Raw genomic sequence first — 17,010 nt, 5'->3', positions numbered from 1 at the left:
TGTTCCGAGGTCATTTACATGGACGTTCACCAACTGGCTCTGCTTGCTCGTCAGCCTTCTGCTGTGCTGGTCGAGCGCCGGTCTTTCTGGGGAATGCCCAAGCGCGGCCTCGCGCTGATTCTCGCCAATGCGATGTTCTGGCAGCCGCTGCTGGTTCAAGCCGAAGGCATCGTGGTCAGCGGCACGAATACCAGCCTGAATCAGGCCGGCAATGGCGTGCCTATCGTCAATATTGCCGCGCCCAATGCCAGCGGCCTGTCACACAACCAGTATCAGCAGTTCAACGTCGACAGCCAGGGCGTCATCCTCAACAACTCCACCAACCAGACCCAGAGCACTCAACTGGGCGGCATCATCGTCGGCAACTCCAACCTGCGCGGCACGGCGGCCACCACCATTCTCAACGAAGTGGTGGGCGCCAACGCCAGTCAGCTTAGAGGCTATACGGAAGTGGCCGGGCAGGCGGCACGTGTCATCGTCGCCAACCCCTACGGCATCAGTTGCAACGGCTGCGGTTTCATCAATACCCCGCAGGTCACGCTGACCACCGGCAAACCGGTGCTGGATGCCAACGGGCAGTTGCAGCGTTTCAATGTGCAGGGCGGCAGCATATCCATCGACGGTGTGGGGCTGAACGCAGACAACGTCGACCAGTTCGACATCATCACCCGTAGCGCGAAGATCAATGCCGAGATACACGCCAAGCGCCTCAACATCATTGCCGGTCGCAACGATGTCGACGCACAGACGCTGAACCCCACCGCCTTGCCTGACGACGGCAGCGCCAAACCGGAACTGGCCGTCGACAGCTCGGCGCTGGGCGGCATGTATGCCGGTGCTATCCGTCTGGTGGGCACCGAGGCGGGTGTCGGCGTCAGGCTGGCTGGCGATCTGGCGGCCAGTGGCGGAGATATCCAGCTTGATGCCAACGGCCACTTGAGCATGATGCAGACCGCTGCCAGCGGTGCTGTGGCGGTCAAGGCCAACAGTGCCGAGGTCAACGGGCCGGTTTATGCTGGGTCGTCACTGGGCATGACCACGGCAGGTGATCTCATCACCCGGCAGAACGTCGCCGCACGCGATGCACTGACACTTTCCGCAGGCGGTCAGATCAATAACACCGCGGTGATCGAGGCGGGAGTCAATGCAGACAACAGCCGCAACACATCGGGCGATGTGACGCTGTCTGCCAACGGGCTGAACAACAGCGGCAGCATCACCGCCAGCCGCGCCCTGCAAGCCAGCATCAGCCAGACCCTGAACAATCAGGGGGCCACACTGAACGGTCAGTCGAGCACACGCATCGTAGCTACTGCCATCGACAATCGTCAGTCAGGCCGAATTTTGAGCCAGGGCGGCACTGTCGACATCAACGCTTCTCAGGTACTCAACAGCCAGAGCGGGCTGATCAGCAGCAATGGTACTATGACGATCACTGCGAGTTCGCTGGACAACAGCCAGCAAGGCAAGCTGTTCAGCAGCAGCGCTTTGTCCGCCCGTATTTCCGGGCCGTTGCTCAACCAGTTGGGGCTTATCAGCGCCAATGGCGATCTGCTGCTCAACGCGGCAAGCGTAGACAACCGCAGCGCGGAAATCTCCAGTCTCGGCAGTCTGACCTCGACCGTCAGCCAGTTCGACAACCGCGAAAAAGGCCGTCTGCTGGCCAACGGCGCGCTGCAGCTGACCTATGACCACCTGAACAACCAGAACGGCTCGGTCGCCGGACAGCAAGGCGTACAGCTGAATCTGGGGCAACTGACCAACACCGGCAACGGCAGTGTCTACGGCAAAAGCAACCTGAATGTGGCCGTCAACGGCGCTTTGGGCAACGATCAGGGCGTGCTGCGCAGCGACGGCACGCTGGCCGTGCGCACGGCCTCTTTGAGTAACAATAGCGGCAGCGTGACCAGTGCCGGCACGGCTACCGTCAGCACAACGGGCGCAGTCGCCAACCGTGGCGGACAGATTCTGAGCGATGCGGGCCTGACGCTTTCCAGCGGCAGTTTGGATAACAGTCAGAGTGGTCGCATTGCCGGCAATGGCGTGGTGCTCACCACTGGCGCTTTTGACAACCATCAGGACGGCCGCGTCACCAGTACCGGCGCGTTTCAACTGAACGCCGGGCTGGTCAACAACAGCGACGCCGGTCGCATCGCCAGCGCCATGGCGCTGACTGCCGTGGTTACCGGCCTTGATCAGACCAACGACGGCCGGCTGTACAGCAACAGCGATGTCAGCCTGGACCTGAGCAATGGCCTGTTGACCAACCAGGGTGGCCAGATCACTGCGCCTGGTCAGTTGCTGCTGAAAAACCTCACGGCGGTCAATAATCAGAGCGGCAAGATTTCCAGCGCCAACAGCTTCACGCTGGCAGCCACTTCTCTGGACAACACCGACGGTTCGATACTCAGCGATAAAGCGCTCGTTTTGCGCATCAATCAGTTGCTGACCAACCTTCGCGGTCTGGTCTCTGCGACCGGTCTTGATCTGACAGCGGGCTCACTGAACAGCCGCAATGGCGAAATATCCAGCCTTGGCAGTCTGACGGCCAACGTTGGCCAGTTCGATAACCGTGAAAAAGGCCGCCTGCTGGCCAGTGGCGCGCTGCTGTTGACTGCGGACGGCTTGAACAACCTGAACGGGATCGTTTCCGGTCAGCAGGGCGTGCAACTGAACCTGGGGCAATTGAACAATACCGCTGGGGGCAGCGTTTACGCTAAGGATGCGCTGAACCTGACGCTGGGCGGTGTGTTGCAAAACGATCAGGGCGTATTGCGCAGTGATGGCGCAATGGACCTCAAAGCAGCCGGTCTGGCCAACACCAACGGCAGTGTGAGCAGTGCCGGCACAGGTGCGCTCAATTTCAACGGTGCGGTGGTCAATCAGGGTGGGCAGATAGTCAGCGATGCACAACTGACACTCACCAGTGGCAGCCTCGATAACAGCCGGAGCGGTCGTATTTCCGGTAAAGGTCTGGTGCTCGGTACTGGAGTCTTCGACAACCATCAGGACGGCCGCCTGACCAGTACCGGCGCACTCCAGCTCAATGCCGGGCTGGTCGACAACAGTGATGCCGGTCGTATTGCCAGCGCCATGGCTCTGACTGCCGTGGTTACGGGCCTCAATCAGACCAATGACGGGCGCTTGTACAGCAACAGCGATGTCCGCCTGGACATGAGCAATGGCCTGCTGAACAACCAGAGCGGGCAAATAACCGCTCCTGGTCAACTGCTGCTGAGAAATCTGAACGTCGTCAATAACCAGAGCGGCAAGATCTCCAGCGCCAACGATTTCACGCTGGCAGCGACTTCGTTGGACAACACTGACGGCTCGCTGGTCAGCGACAAAGCGTTGATCGTGCGTATCGCTCAGCTGCTGACCAACCTGCGCGGGCAGATCTCCGCCAACGGCGTCACCCTGAGCGCCGCAGCGTTGGATAACCGCAACGCCGAACTGTCCAGTCTGGGCAGCCTGACGGCAACCATAGGCCAGTTCGATAATCGCGAAAAAGGTCGCCTGCTGGCCAATGGCGCGCTGCTATTGACCGCGGGCGGCTTGAATAACCTGAACGGGATCGTTTCCGGGCAGCAGGGCGTGCAACTGAACCTGGGCCAACTGAACAATACCGGTGGGGGCAGCGTTTTTGCCAAAAGCAGTCTTGGCCTGACCGTCAGCGGGGCACTGAAGAATGATCAGGGTGTGCTGCGCAGCGACGGTTCACTGACCGGGAGTGCAGCCTCGCTGGCCAACAGCGCGGGCAGCGTCAGCAGCGCCGGTGTTGCGTCGATCATTATCAATGACGGCGTTGTCAACCGGGGCGGGCAGATACTCAGCGACGCGCAACTGACACTCACCAGCGCCAGCCTCGATAACAGCCAGAGCGGGCGCATTGCCGGTAAAGGTCTGGTTCTCAGTACCGGAGCCTTCGACAACCATCAGGACGGCCGCCTGACCAGTACCGGTGCACTTCAGTTGAATGCCGGGCTGGTCAACAACAGCGACGCCGGGCGCATCGCCAGCGCCATGGCCCTGACTGCCGTGGTCACCGGCCTTGATCAGACCAACGACGGCCGGCTGTACAGCAACAGCGATGTCAGCCTGGACCTGAGCAATGGCCTGTTGACCAACCAAGGTGGCCTGATCAATGCGCCTGGCCAGTTGCTGCTGAAAAACCTGAACGTGGTCAACAACCAAGGCGGTGAAATCTCCAGTGCCAACGGTTTCACGCTGGCGGCCACTTCGTTGGACAACACCGAGGGTTCGCTGCTCAGCGACAAAGCGCTGATCGTGCGTGTCGATCAGTTGCTGACCAACCTGCGCGGCAAGATTTCCGCCAATGGCCTCAATCTGAGTGCTGCAACGCTGGACAACCGCAGCGCGGAAATTTCTAGTCTGAGCACCCTGACTGCCAACATCGGCCAGTTCGACAACAGCGCGAAAGGGCGCCTGCTGGCCAACGGCACAATGCTGCTGACAGCCGATAACCTGAATAACCAGAACGGCGTGGTTTCCGGACAGCAGGGCGTCCAGTTGAATCTGGGGCAACTGACCAACTCCGGCGGCAGCGTTTATGCAAAAAACACGCTCGGTCTGACGCTCACCGGTGCATCGAATAACGATCAGGGCGTACTGCGCAGTGACGGCACGCTGGACCTGAAAGCAGCTTCTCTGGCCAACACCGGCGGTCGAGTCACCAGCGCCGGTGCTGCCACATTGAAAGTCGATGCTGCCGTCGTCAACCAGGGCGGGCAGATCATCAGTGATGCAGGTCTGACGCTTTCCAGCGGCAGCCTGGATAACAGCCAGAGTGGTCGCATTGCGGGCAATGGCGTGGTGCTTACCACTGGCGCTTTCGACAACCATCAGGACGGCCGCCTGACCAGTACCGGCGCACTCCAGCTGAATGCCGGGCTGGTCAACAACAGTGACGCCGGTCGTATTGCCAGCGCCATGGCCCTGACCGCAGTGGTCACCGGCCTGAACCAGACCAACGATGGCCGGTTGTACGGCAACGGTGATGTCAGCCTGGACCTGAGCAACGGCCTGCTGACTAACCAAGGCGGCCTGATCAACGCGCCGGGCCAGTTACTGCTGAAAAACCTGAGCGTGGTCAACAACCAGAGCGGTGAAATCTCCAGTGCCAATGGCTTCACGCTGGCCGCGACCACGCTGGATAACACCAAAGGTTCGGTGATCAGCGACAAAGCCTTGATCGTGCGTGTCGCCCAGTTGCTGACCAACCTGCGTGGCCTGATTTCCGCCACCGGTGTCGAGCTGAGTGCCGCGACGCTGGACAACCGCAACGCGGAGCTCTCCAGCCTTGGAGAGCTGACCGCAACCGTTGGCCAGTTCGATAACAGTGGCAAGGGCCGTTTACTGGCCAATGGTGCGTTGCTGCTCAACGCCGACAGCCTGAACAACCAGAGCGCAGGTGCCGTTTCCGGCCAGCAGAGTGTGCAGTTGAACGTCGGGCAACTGATCAACACGGGCGGTGGCAGCGTCTACGCCAAAAACAGTCTGGGTCTGAAAGACACGGGCGTCCTCAGCAACGATCAAGGGACATTGCGCAGCGATGGCACGCTGGTGTTGAGCGCCACTTCTCTGGGCAATACTACCGGTAGTATCACCAGCTCCGGCAACTCGTCCCTGACGGTCGATGGTGCCGTGGTGAACCGTGGCGGGCAGATTCTAAGTGATGCAACCCTGACGCTGACCAGCGCCAGCCTGGACAACAGCCAGAACGGTCGTATCGCCGGCAAGGGCGTGAAGCTCGTCACCGGTGCTTTTGACAACCAGCAAGGCGGCCGCCTGACCAGTACCGGAACCCTTCGGCTCGATGCCGGGTTGGTCAATAACAGTGACGCCGGTCGTATCGCCAGCGCCATGGCCCTGACTGCCGTGATCACCGGCCTGAACCAGACCAACGATGGCCGTCTGTACAGCAACAGCGATATCAGCCTCGATTTAAGCAAAGGCATGCTGAACAACGACGGCGGTCTGATTACCGCACCGGGCCAGTTGCTGCTGAAAAATCTCAATGCAGTCAGCAACCGCAGCGGTGAAATTTCCAGCGCCAACGGCTTCACCCTGGCCGCGACGTCGCTGGACAACACCGCTGGCTCGGTGCTCAGCGACAAAGCGCTGATCGTGCGTGTCGACCAGTTGCTGACCAACCTGCGCGGTCTGGTGTCTGGCAACGGTATCGATCTGGCGGCCAATGAGCTGAATAACAACAGCGGCAGCCTGAGCAGCGATGCCGACCTGTTGGTAAACGTCACTGGCCAGCTGTCGAGCCGCAGCGGCGAGCTGACCAGCGCCGGTAACACGACCCTGAATGCGCTGAGCCTCGATAACGCCGCTGGCCAGGTGATGGCTGACCGGTTCCTGAAACTGGTGATCACTGAAACCATCGACAATCAGGCCGGAACGCTTGGCGCAGGGCAGGGTATCGACATCGGTGCTGCGAGTCTGGACAACCGCCAGTCCGGTGCACTGGTCACAGATGGCCAACTGACTCTGAAACTGACCGGCGCACTGGACAATCGCGCGGGTGGCAGCCTGCAAGCCAAAGGCTTGATGGACCTGTCGAGCAAGACGCTGGATAACCGTGGCGGCCGTATTGCCGCGCAGAACCTGCTGATCGTGCATAGCGACAGCGTCGATAACCGTGGCGGTGCGATTCGTGCCGAGAAAGGCCTGCAGCTGTTCGTCGATGCCCTCGACAATAGTCAGACCGGCCTGAGCACCACGCAAAAAGGCCTGATCAACAGCAATGCCGGTCTTGAACTGGTCGGCACGCGTCTGGACAACCAGAACGGTCTGCTCAACGCCGCTGGCCTGATGGAGTTGCAGGTCGACAGCGTTGTCAACGGCAACGGTCGTATCGCCAGCCAGGCAGACATGGTCGCCAATATCGGCAGTCTGACCCAGCAGGGCGGCGAGCTGGTTGCGCAGGGCAATCTGACCCTGACCGGCAAAGCCCTCGACAACCGGTCGGGCGGCCTGGTGGGCTCTACAAAAGCGCTGAAAATCGATGTTGCCGACATCGACAACAAGGCCGGTGAACTGTCCAGCCAGATCGGTGTGGACATCATTGGTCAGACGCTCGACAACAGTGACGGCGGCAAGGTCCTCGCCGGTACGGCGCTGGGGCTGAAAGTGGCGCGTGTGATCAACCTCAACAAAGGCCTATTGTTCGGTAACACCCTGCGTCTCGACGGTGCGCGGCTGGATAACGCAAGCGGTACGCTGGCCAGCCAGAAGGACATGAACATTGATGTGTCCGGTGCGCTGGACAACAGCGCTGGTCTGCTCAGCAGTGAAGCGGCGTTGACGATCAATGCCGCCTCGCTGCAAAACGCAGCAGGCAGCCTGTCCAGTGCCGATGCCTTGAGCGTCACCACCACCGGCGCTCTGGAGAACCAGGCGGGCTCCGTTACTACCGACGCCACGCTGACACTGACCAGCGCCAGCCTGAACAACAGTCAGGCGGGCAAACTGGCTGGCAAGGGTGCCACGCAGGTCACCACCGGCACCTTCGACAACAGCCAGGGCGGTCGCCTGACCAGCAGCGATACCCTGCAGTTGACTGCAGGCAAGGTCATTAACCAGAGCGCCGGACGTATTGCCAGTGCGCTGGCATTGACTGCCAGCGTCACCAGCCTCGATCAGCAGGGTGGTGAGCTGTTCAGCAACACCTCGCTGAGCCTCGACCTGAACAACGGCCAGTTGAATAATCAGGGCGGTTTGATCAACGCCCCCGGCGTGTTGCTGCTGAAGAATCTCAACGGCGTGGCCAACCAGAACGGCGAAATCTCCAGCGCAAAGGACTTTACCCTGAACGCCAACAGTCTCGATAACAGTGGCGGCAAACTGCTCAGCAGTCAGGCCCTGACGCTGATCGTGAACAAGGCCCTGAGCAACATCAAAGGTACGATTTCCGCCGCCGCGTTGAACACTCGCAGCGACAGCCTGGACAACACCGAAGGCTTGATCAGCAGCCGCGCAGCTCTGGACCTGATGGTCAATACCGCCCTGACCAACGTCAAGGGCACGCTCATTGGTGACGGCGATGTGAGTTTGACCGCCGCAACAGCCGATAACCAGTTCGGGCAACTGGCGAGCAAGCAAAACCTCGACGCGCGGATTGCCAATCTTCAACAACAGAACGGCCAGATGCTTGCCCAAGGCACATTGACCTTGCGTGGCGACGCGCTGGACAACCGTCAGAACGGTTTCATCGGCGCAACCCAAGCCCTCGGTATCAATGTCACCAGCATCGATAACCGTGGCGGTGAACTGTCCAGTCAGGATGAGATAACCCTGACCGGCCAGCAACTGAACAACAGCGACAGCGGTCAGGTGTTGGCGCAGAAAGCCTTGAATCTGAACGTTGCGCAGATCACCAACCGAACCAACGGTCTGCTCTCCAGCCAAGGCGGCTTGACGCTGGTCGGTAGCACCCTGGACAACACCGGTGGTGCGCTCAGTGCCCTCAAAGCCTTGGGTATCGACCTGTCTGCAGCATTCGATAACACTCAAGGCCTGATCAGCAACGAAGATGTCCTGACGGTAAAGACCAGCAGTCTGACCAATACCGCAGGCAGCATTTCCAGCGCTGGAAAACTGACCCTCGACAGCACCGGGGCAATCAGCAACCAGGGCGGCAAGCTTTTGACCGACGGCGCACTGGACCTGAAAAGTGCCAGTCTTGATAACAGCCAGAAAGGCAACATCAGCGGCAAAGGCCTGCTGACCCTGAAGACCGGGGATTTTGACAACAGCCATAACGGTCGCGTCAGCAGTAGCAATCGCCTGGACCTGACGACCGCGCAACTGACCAACAGCGATGGCGGCAGCATCGGCAGCAGCCAGGCACTGACCGCGAGTGTCAGCCGCCTGAGTCAGCAGGGTGGCAAGCTGTTCAGCAATACGTCCCTGAGCCTGGACCTGAACAACGGCCAGCTGGACAACCAGGGCGGTTTGATCAACGCGCCGGGCGCACTGCTGCTGAAAAACGTCAACGAGGTTCTAAACCAGAACGGCGAAATATCCAGCGCTCAGGCGTTCACCGTCAACGCTCAACAACTCGATAACAGCGGCGGCAAACTGCTCAGCAACCAATTGCTGACCCTGCGCATCGCCCGTGCGCTGACCAACGTCAAAGGCATGATCGCCGCAGCCGGTGTCGACACCACCGCCAATACCCTCGATAACACGGGCGGCACGCTGACCAGCCGCAACAACCTGGACCTGACTGTTACCGGCCTGCTCACCAACCGTGACAAAGGCCTGATCAACGCTGCTCAGGCGCTCAAGGTGGGCACCGCCAGCTTCGATAACCAGAACGGCCAGGTGCTGGGCGGCACCAGCCTGATCCTCAACGCCACATCGATCAACAACACCGCCAAAGGCCTGATCAACAGCACCGGCACCCTGAACCTGACGGCGGGCAGCCTGGATGCCGGCAACGGCGGCGAAGTGTCGGCTACTCGCGACATGACCCTGGTCCTCAATGCACTGTCGCTCAATGGCGGACGCGTGATGGGCGACGCCGGGTTGTCCATCGACATGCAAGGCAACGACCTCAACAACTTCGGCGGTTTGATCACGGCAGACGGTTCACTGGCCCTTAACCGCATTCGCGACCTGAATAACCAGTCTGGCGAGGTCTCCAGCGCACAGAGTTTCAGGTTCGATGGCCGCACCCTCGATAACAGCAGCGGCAAACTGATCAGCAGCAACGTGCTGACAGTCAACGCGACCAACCTGCTCAACCAGAACGGTCTGATATCCGGCTGGCAGGGCCTGAACGTCTCTGGCAACCGCCTCGATAACCGTACCAACGGCACCTTGTCCAGCCGCAACGGCAACCTTGTTACAACCCTGACCGGTGAATTGCTCAACGGCGGCAACGGTGCGTTGGTCAGCCAGAACACACTGAGCGTTACCGCTGACAGTCTCGACAACAGCGGCGGCATCCTCTCCAGCGGAACCGGCCAGACCCTGACCGTCGCGGGCCTGCTGAACAACAGCCAGAACGGCCTGATTGACAGTGGTGCAGGGCTGACCATCAAAGCCAATGCCCTGAACAACGCGGCCGGTAACCTGGCGGCCCAACAGGGTTTCAGCTTCGAAGGCAGCAGCCTCGACAACAGCGCCGGTAACCTGAGCAGCAAGGCCGATATGACACTCGACCTGCTGGGCAGCCTGACCAACACCAGCGGCAAGCTGGCCAGCGGCGGTAACCTGCTGTTGCGGCGCAGCGCGGCGATCAACAACCAGGCCGGGCAACTGATCAGCCAGAGCCTGATGACCCTCAACACATCCGGGCAACTGGATAACCGCAACCGCGGCACCGTTGCTGCCAACAACACACTGACAGTCGTCGCGGGTGGCAGTGTCCTCAACGATGCTGATGGCTTGATCTATAGCCAGAACGCCGATGCGCATTTGAATGCAGCGAGCCTCTCCAACGTTCGTGGCGCGGTCCAGAGCGTCGGCGCACTGGTTGTCGATGTCGCTGATACCGTCGACAACCAGAACGGCCGGATCATCGCCCAGGGCGGCGACCTGAACCTGACCGGTGCCAACCTCTACAGTCAGGGCGGAGTGCTGTCCAGCCTGCAAGGTCTGTTCACCGCGAACGTGAGCGGCGTGCTGAAAAATGGCTATGACGCCAATCGCCATGGCGGTGTCATCCAGGCGCAACGCCTCAACCTGACCGCGCTGGGCGGCTTCGACAACTACGGCGGGCGAGTCTCCGCACGCAGCGGCGAAGCGCTGATCACTACCCCCGGCTTCGACAACCGCAACGGCGGCCTGTACGCCAAAGGCCTGGTGCGGGTCAACGGTGGCAACTTCGACAACAGCGGCGACAACGACGGCCAGATCGCTGGCGGCCAGGTCGAGCTGAACCTGAGCGGCGCACTGAACAACCGCTTCGGCATCATCGAAAGTGACAGCACTCTGGCCGTGACCGCTGCCAGTCTGGACAACCAGACCGGACAACTGCGTGCGCTGGGCGGTGGCGGCGCCACAAACTTCCAGATCGGCAACCTGTTCGACAACCGCAACGGCACCCTGGAAAGCGCCAACAGCGACCTGACTCTCAACGCTGGCAACTTCCTCAATGGTGGCGGTTCGCTGCTGCATACGGGTAATGGCACGTTTGATATTTCTACGGCCAACGTCACCAATGCTGGCGGCAGCGTCGTTACCCGTGGTGGTTTGACACTGAGTGCCGATAGCTGGACCAACAGCAACGTTATTCAGGCCGGGCGTCTGACGGTGAATGTCGGCACCTTGAATCAGACTGCGGGCGGGCAATTGCTGGCGTCGAATTCGTTTAGTGGGAGTGGCGGTAACTGGACGAATGATGGGTTGATTGCGAGTGATGGTGGTTTGAGCCTGAATATCGGCGGTACCTACTCCGGCAATGGCCGGGTTAGCAGTCTAGGCGCAATGACTGTCGGAGCCGCACAGTTAAACCTTAGCACTGCAGCGTCGATTGCCGGCGGCAGTACAACGGGTGTCAATGTGGGCGGCCAATTGACGAACTATGGTCGTCTGACGTCAAGCGCTGATCTGATCATCAATACAGGCAGTCTCGCAAATTATGGCACTTTGGGCGCAGCTCAAAACCTGACCTTGAGCACTGCTGCGTTGACCAACAGCCAAGGGCTGATCTTCAGTGGTGCTGATATGCAGGTAAATACCGCGGCCCTGACCAATATGATGGGGGATTTCTACAGTTTCAGTAATCTCACCATTGGCGGCTATGGCACTACGCGCGCGGACCAAGTCTCGAACATTTCAGGTTCCATGGAGAGCGGTAGTAAATTCATAATTAGCGCAACTTCGTTTGAAAATCGAACGGTAGGTTCGGAGGGTATAAAGAACTTTGCAGTAGGCCGGACACTAGTCTCAGGTTTTATAGCCGTGCAGTGTCTAGACTGCAGCGGTGACCACTATTCAGTCAATTACGTTGCTCGGGAGAAATTCGACGCTGGGCAGGATAGCGATACCAGTGCGTCTGCATTGTTGACCGCTGGCAGCGATTTCACTTTTACCGGCAGCAGTTTCCTAAACAGCAAAAGTACCGTGAGCGCTCGGGGCAACATTTCGATCCAGGCGGACAATGTCAATAATATTGGTGCGATGAGCGGGATAGTTGAACGTACTCGTACGTATTACCAAGGTGGTGCTACGGACGGTACTGTTAAACGATTTTTGCCGACGGTTGACGAATACAACCAGCGGAACAACCCTGATTTTCCGAACGTTTATTACGTCAACGCAAATGGAGATTTGAAGCTCGGTGTTCCGTACTCCGCTATTTACACAGAAAGGGCCGGCAAAGGTGAGCGCACGGACTATAAATACATCGGTGTAAAAGATCTTGAGAGCGGCGAGATCGTAGGAAGCTATCGCTATCCACTAACCCTTGCTGGCTATGCGTGGGGCGTAACTCCTGCCTCACAATACGATCCGAAGAACCTCATGCAATTACCCTCAGCCTTGAGCGGACTGACGCTGGTCAGCGACGTCGAAGTCGCCAAAGACGGCAGCGGTAACGGCGGACGCAGTGCAGTCATTCAAGCGGGCGGAAACGTTTCCATCACTGCCAAACAGGACCTGCAAAATAGTGTCATCCACCAGGACTATGCAGGCAGCGCAGGCACCAGCAAGGTTCAGGACACGCGTACCTCCGGCACTGGTGCCACAGTTATCAGGATCAATGCCCAGCTCCCCCCAGACCTGGCCCAACAACAAGTCAACCCGTTAAGCCTGCCAGGCTTCAGCCTGCCCACCGGCCAGAACGGACTGTTCCGTCTGAGCGGCCAGACCGGCACCGCAGCCGCTGTCGCCCAACCCGTCGGCCTGCCACAAAGCTGGACCATGGGCGGCGCGGCCGTATCCGTCGCGCAACGCGAGTATACTGTTTCCGATGCGCAGGCAAGCACCATCCAGATCGGCTCGGTAGGCCAGATATCCAATGCCACCCGCCAGCTTGCTTCGGTGATACGACAAGGTGCTGGTGTGAGCGCCAACGCATCCTCCTTTGACGCCAGCGCACCAGGTGCCGCGCCCATAGGCGGATTTGTACTACCCGGTCATACCTCTGATTCCGTAGGTGTCACCAGTGTCGACAGCGTTACAGGCATTGCAACTGGCAATCAGGGTAGCGGCGCTTTTCTGCCTGTTCAGAACGCTGGCTCTACATCTGGCATTCCGCTCATCACTGCCGTTTCTTCCGGCAGCTCGGCTGCTCAGAATGCCGGAATGGTGCAAGGCGCTCAGGTCAACAAGGCCGGTCAGGTTGTAAATGGGACTCAGGGTAACCCGCTCAGTGCGGTCAATCAGGCTCCAACAGGTGCCCAGTCAGGCGCGACTGCCGCCGTTACCCAGGTTGTCGTAAATACTCAAGGTGGTCCGGTTATTGCCGCTGTTCGCGACCCTGTTGCTGCTCAGGGCAGCCCTGTCACTGCCGTTGTTCCGAGCACGGTGGTTACGCAGAATAGCCCCGTGAGCGTCTCCAGTACTCAGCCCGCCATAGTGGCGCAAGCCAGTGCAATCACGCCGCTCGTGTCTGCCGCAGCACAAACCGTTACCCGAGTGCAGGGCCTGCCCAGCAGTTCGTTTGTTTCCAAACCGCAAAAATACCTGATCGAAACCAACCCGGTCCTCACCGAACTCAAGCAGTTCATGAGCTCGGACTACCTGTTGGCCGGTCTGGGCTACGACCCGGAAGTCAGCGCCAAGCGCTTGGGCGACGGCTTGTATGAACAACGCCTCGTTCAGCAAGCAGTCGTGGCTCGCACCGGTCAGGCGTTCATCGACGGGCAAACCTCCAACGAGGCCCAGTTCAAGTACCTGATGAACAACGCCATCGCCAGCAAACAGCAGCTGAACCTGGCTGTCGGCGTATCGCTGAGTTCACAACAGGTCGCAGCGCTGACCCACGACATCGTCTGGCTCGAACAGCATGAAGTGAATGGCGAGAAAGTGCTGGTGCCGGTGTTGTATCTGGCACAGGCCGACAATCGCCTTGGTCCGACCGGGGCATTGATTGCGGGTAACGACGTCTCACTGATCGCCGGCCAGAACCTCGACAACGTCGGTACCTTGCACGCCGCCAACAACCTCTCGGCAGTCGCAGGCAACAACCTGATCAACACCGGCCTGATAGAAGCCGGCAACCGGCTCGATCTGCTCGCGGGTAATGATCTGATCAACACCGCTGGCGGCATCATCAAAGGTCGCGATGTTTCACTGACCGCGATCAACGGCGACGTGATCAACGAACGCAGCATCACCTCGATGGACAACAGTGTGCTCGGTCAGCGCCACAACGAGTTCGCCGACAGTGCCGCGCGCATCGAAGCCGCCAACGACATGAGCATTTCGGCAGGCCGCGACGTCATCAACAAAGGCAGCGTGCTGGAAAGCGGTCGTGACATGACCATCCAGGCCGGACGCGATGTCACCATCGCCCCGACCGAAGTCACCAACAGCCTGTTCTCCGACAGCAAACACAACAGCAGCGACATCACCCAACTGGGCTCCACCGCCAGTTCCGGACGCGACCTGACCGTTCAGGCCGGACGCGACATCTCCGTCATCGCCAGCCAGATCGACGCCAAACGCGACATCGCCATGGCCGCGACCGAAAACCTCACCATCAGCTCTGCGGCGGACGAAGAACACTCCCTGTCCAAAAGCAAAAAACTGACCCGCCAGGAAGACCACGTCAGCCAGGTTGCCGCCGATCTTGACGCGGGAGGCAGCGTTGCCTTGCAGGCTGGCCAGAATCTCTCCGTGATCTCCAGCCGTATTACTGCGGGTAAAGAGGCGTACCTGGTTGCCGGTGAAAACCTCGACATCTTGGCTGCGCAGGACAGTGATTATTCGCTGTATGACAAAAAGAAGAAGGGGAGTTTTGGGGCGAAGAAAACCAAGCGTGACGAAATCACTGATGTGAAAAACATCGGCAGTGAAATTACCACGGGTGGTGATTTGCTGCTGTCGAGTGGGGGAGATCAGAAGTACCAAGCTGCGAAGCTGGAGAGTGGCAAGGACCTGACGATTGAAAGTGGTGGTGCGGTTACGTTTGAGGGCGTGAAGGATCTGAAGCAGGAGAGTCACGAGAAGAGCAAAAGTGACCTTGCCTGGAATTCGAGTAAAGGTAAGGGCAACACCGACGAAACCTTGCGCCAGAGCGAGCTGGTGGCCAAAGGCGAGGTAGCGATCCGGGCTGTCGAAGGCTTGAAAATTGATCTCAAGCAGATCGACCAGAAGTCAGTAAGCGAGACCATCGATAGCATGGTGCAAGCCGATCCAAGCCTTGCTTGGTTGAAGGACGCGGAGACTCGTGGGGATGTCGACTGGCGTAAGGTCCAAGAGGTACACGAAAGCTTTAAATACAGCCATTCGGGTCTGGGCGCGGGCGCTGTGTTGGCCATTATGATCATCGTGACTGCTTTAACAGCGGGCGCAGCGAGTGCTGCATTGGGTTCAGCGGCCGGGGCCACAGCAGGCTCTGGTACCGCGATGGCCGCAGCTGGCACTTCCGCCGCCGGAGCGGCAACTGCTGCTGGGTGGGGCAATGTCGCGCTGACTGCCGTGGTGACCTCCGCCGCCAGCGGTGCTGCAGTCAGTACGATTAACAATAAGGGCAATCTAGGTGCCGTCGTCAAAGATATGACCTCTAGTGATGCCCTCAAAGGATATGCCATTTCTGGCGTCACGGCGGGCCTGACTGCGGGCTATTTCGATGATTGGACTGGCACCACGACGGACCCTTTGACTGGCAAAGTCACTACCAACCTTAGTACCTGGAAAGGGATTGGTCAGTTCGCGGCAAACCAAGGCTTACAGAACGGCACGTCAACTGCACTGAGCAAGATCATGGGCCAAGGCGGTGATTTGGGTGATGCGCTGCAAAGCACATTGTTCAATACCTTGGCGGCGGCTAGCTTCCATGCTGTTGGGGATTACGTTCCAGCTGCCGACGGCAGTCTGCAGAAGACCGTGGTCCACGCCATGGTCGGCGGGTTATTGGCCCAAGTCAGTGGAGGTGACTTCAAAACCGGTGCTTTAGCAGCGGGTGCTAACGAGGCCTTGGTGGCAGATCTCAATAAGCTCGTGAAAGCCGATCCGAATCTACTGAGCATGAGCTCGAAGTTGGTGGGTTTACTCGCCGCATCCACGCAGAGCGGAGCCGATGGTGAGAGCCTGAAAACAGCTTCATGGGTGGCGGAGAATGCTACCCAGTACAATTTCGGTGATCACCTGCCACCAGGTTTGGCCGCCTATGGGCAAGCGGCGACTACCCAAATGGAGTACATGCAAAACCAGGGAGCCTCACCTGAGCAGATGGCTGAGGCCGGAAGGGCGCTCGCGCGAGGTGAAGGATTTGAGGGTGTTCAGCCTGCGACCGAGTTCGTAAAGGCGTGGGGCGAGTTCATGGCCGGAGAGCTGTCTGGCTTTGGATTAGCGGCTATACTAGGTAAGGCCGGTTCATTGCTTTCAATCGGTGCAAAAGGCGCAGGTGCCGCTGAAGTGCCGGCTACTTCTGCAATTGCGCGTGTTGGGCTGAGAGACGATCTGGCCGACCAAGCAGGGATTCCGCGAAATATTGCTGAATCGCCGTCGAGCATGTGGGGTAAATCGATTGATGATATCAAGCAGTCGCTAACGCTTGATGGTGCAAGCGTTACGCCGAAAGCACCATTGGCTGGCACTTCAGGTAGAGCACAGGTCTTTAACGTTGAAGGACACCCGACAATAAAAGAGGTAGAGTTTCATCCGGGCGGTGGAACCCACGGTGATAGCCCGTACTATAAACTTGTTGGTACTGAGAAGATTGGCAATAAAGATATAGAAATACGGGTAATCGATCCGTCGCCTGATTTTAGTCCGGGCACTATTACGCGTTATCAACAATACTATGATACCCAAGGAAATCGTCTGAAATATGAGGGCGGTGAGTGGAAGGGGTGGAAGTGA

Annotated in this window: 1 protein-coding gene; it reads left to right on the top strand. The window is 59.0% G+C overall.

Annotated features, from left to right (window positions below; genetic code table 11):
- The first annotated feature begins 18 nt into the window (after positions 1–18).
- Positions 19–17,010 (top strand): two-partner secretion domain-containing protein, encoded by a 16,992-nt coding sequence (locus BLR16_RS03655; RefSeq protein ID WP_244618916.1) that lies wholly within the window; start codon positions 19–21, stop codon positions 17,008–17,010.

It is taken from the genome of Pseudomonas sp. BS3767, from assembly GCF_900099665.1.
Taxonomy (GTDB): Bacteria; Pseudomonadota; Gammaproteobacteria; order Pseudomonadales; family Pseudomonadaceae; genus Aquipseudomonas; species Aquipseudomonas cerasi.
The sequence above is the reverse complement of the archived record's forward strand: the minus strand, read 5'-3'. Positions and strand labels throughout refer to the sequence as shown.

Bases quoted from the DNA above. Each gene is read 5' to 3' on its own strand.
- BLR16_RS03655 (WP_244618916.1), top strand. From the start codon at position 19: ATGGACGTTCACCAACTGGCTCTGCTTGCTCGTCAGCCTTCTGCTGTG.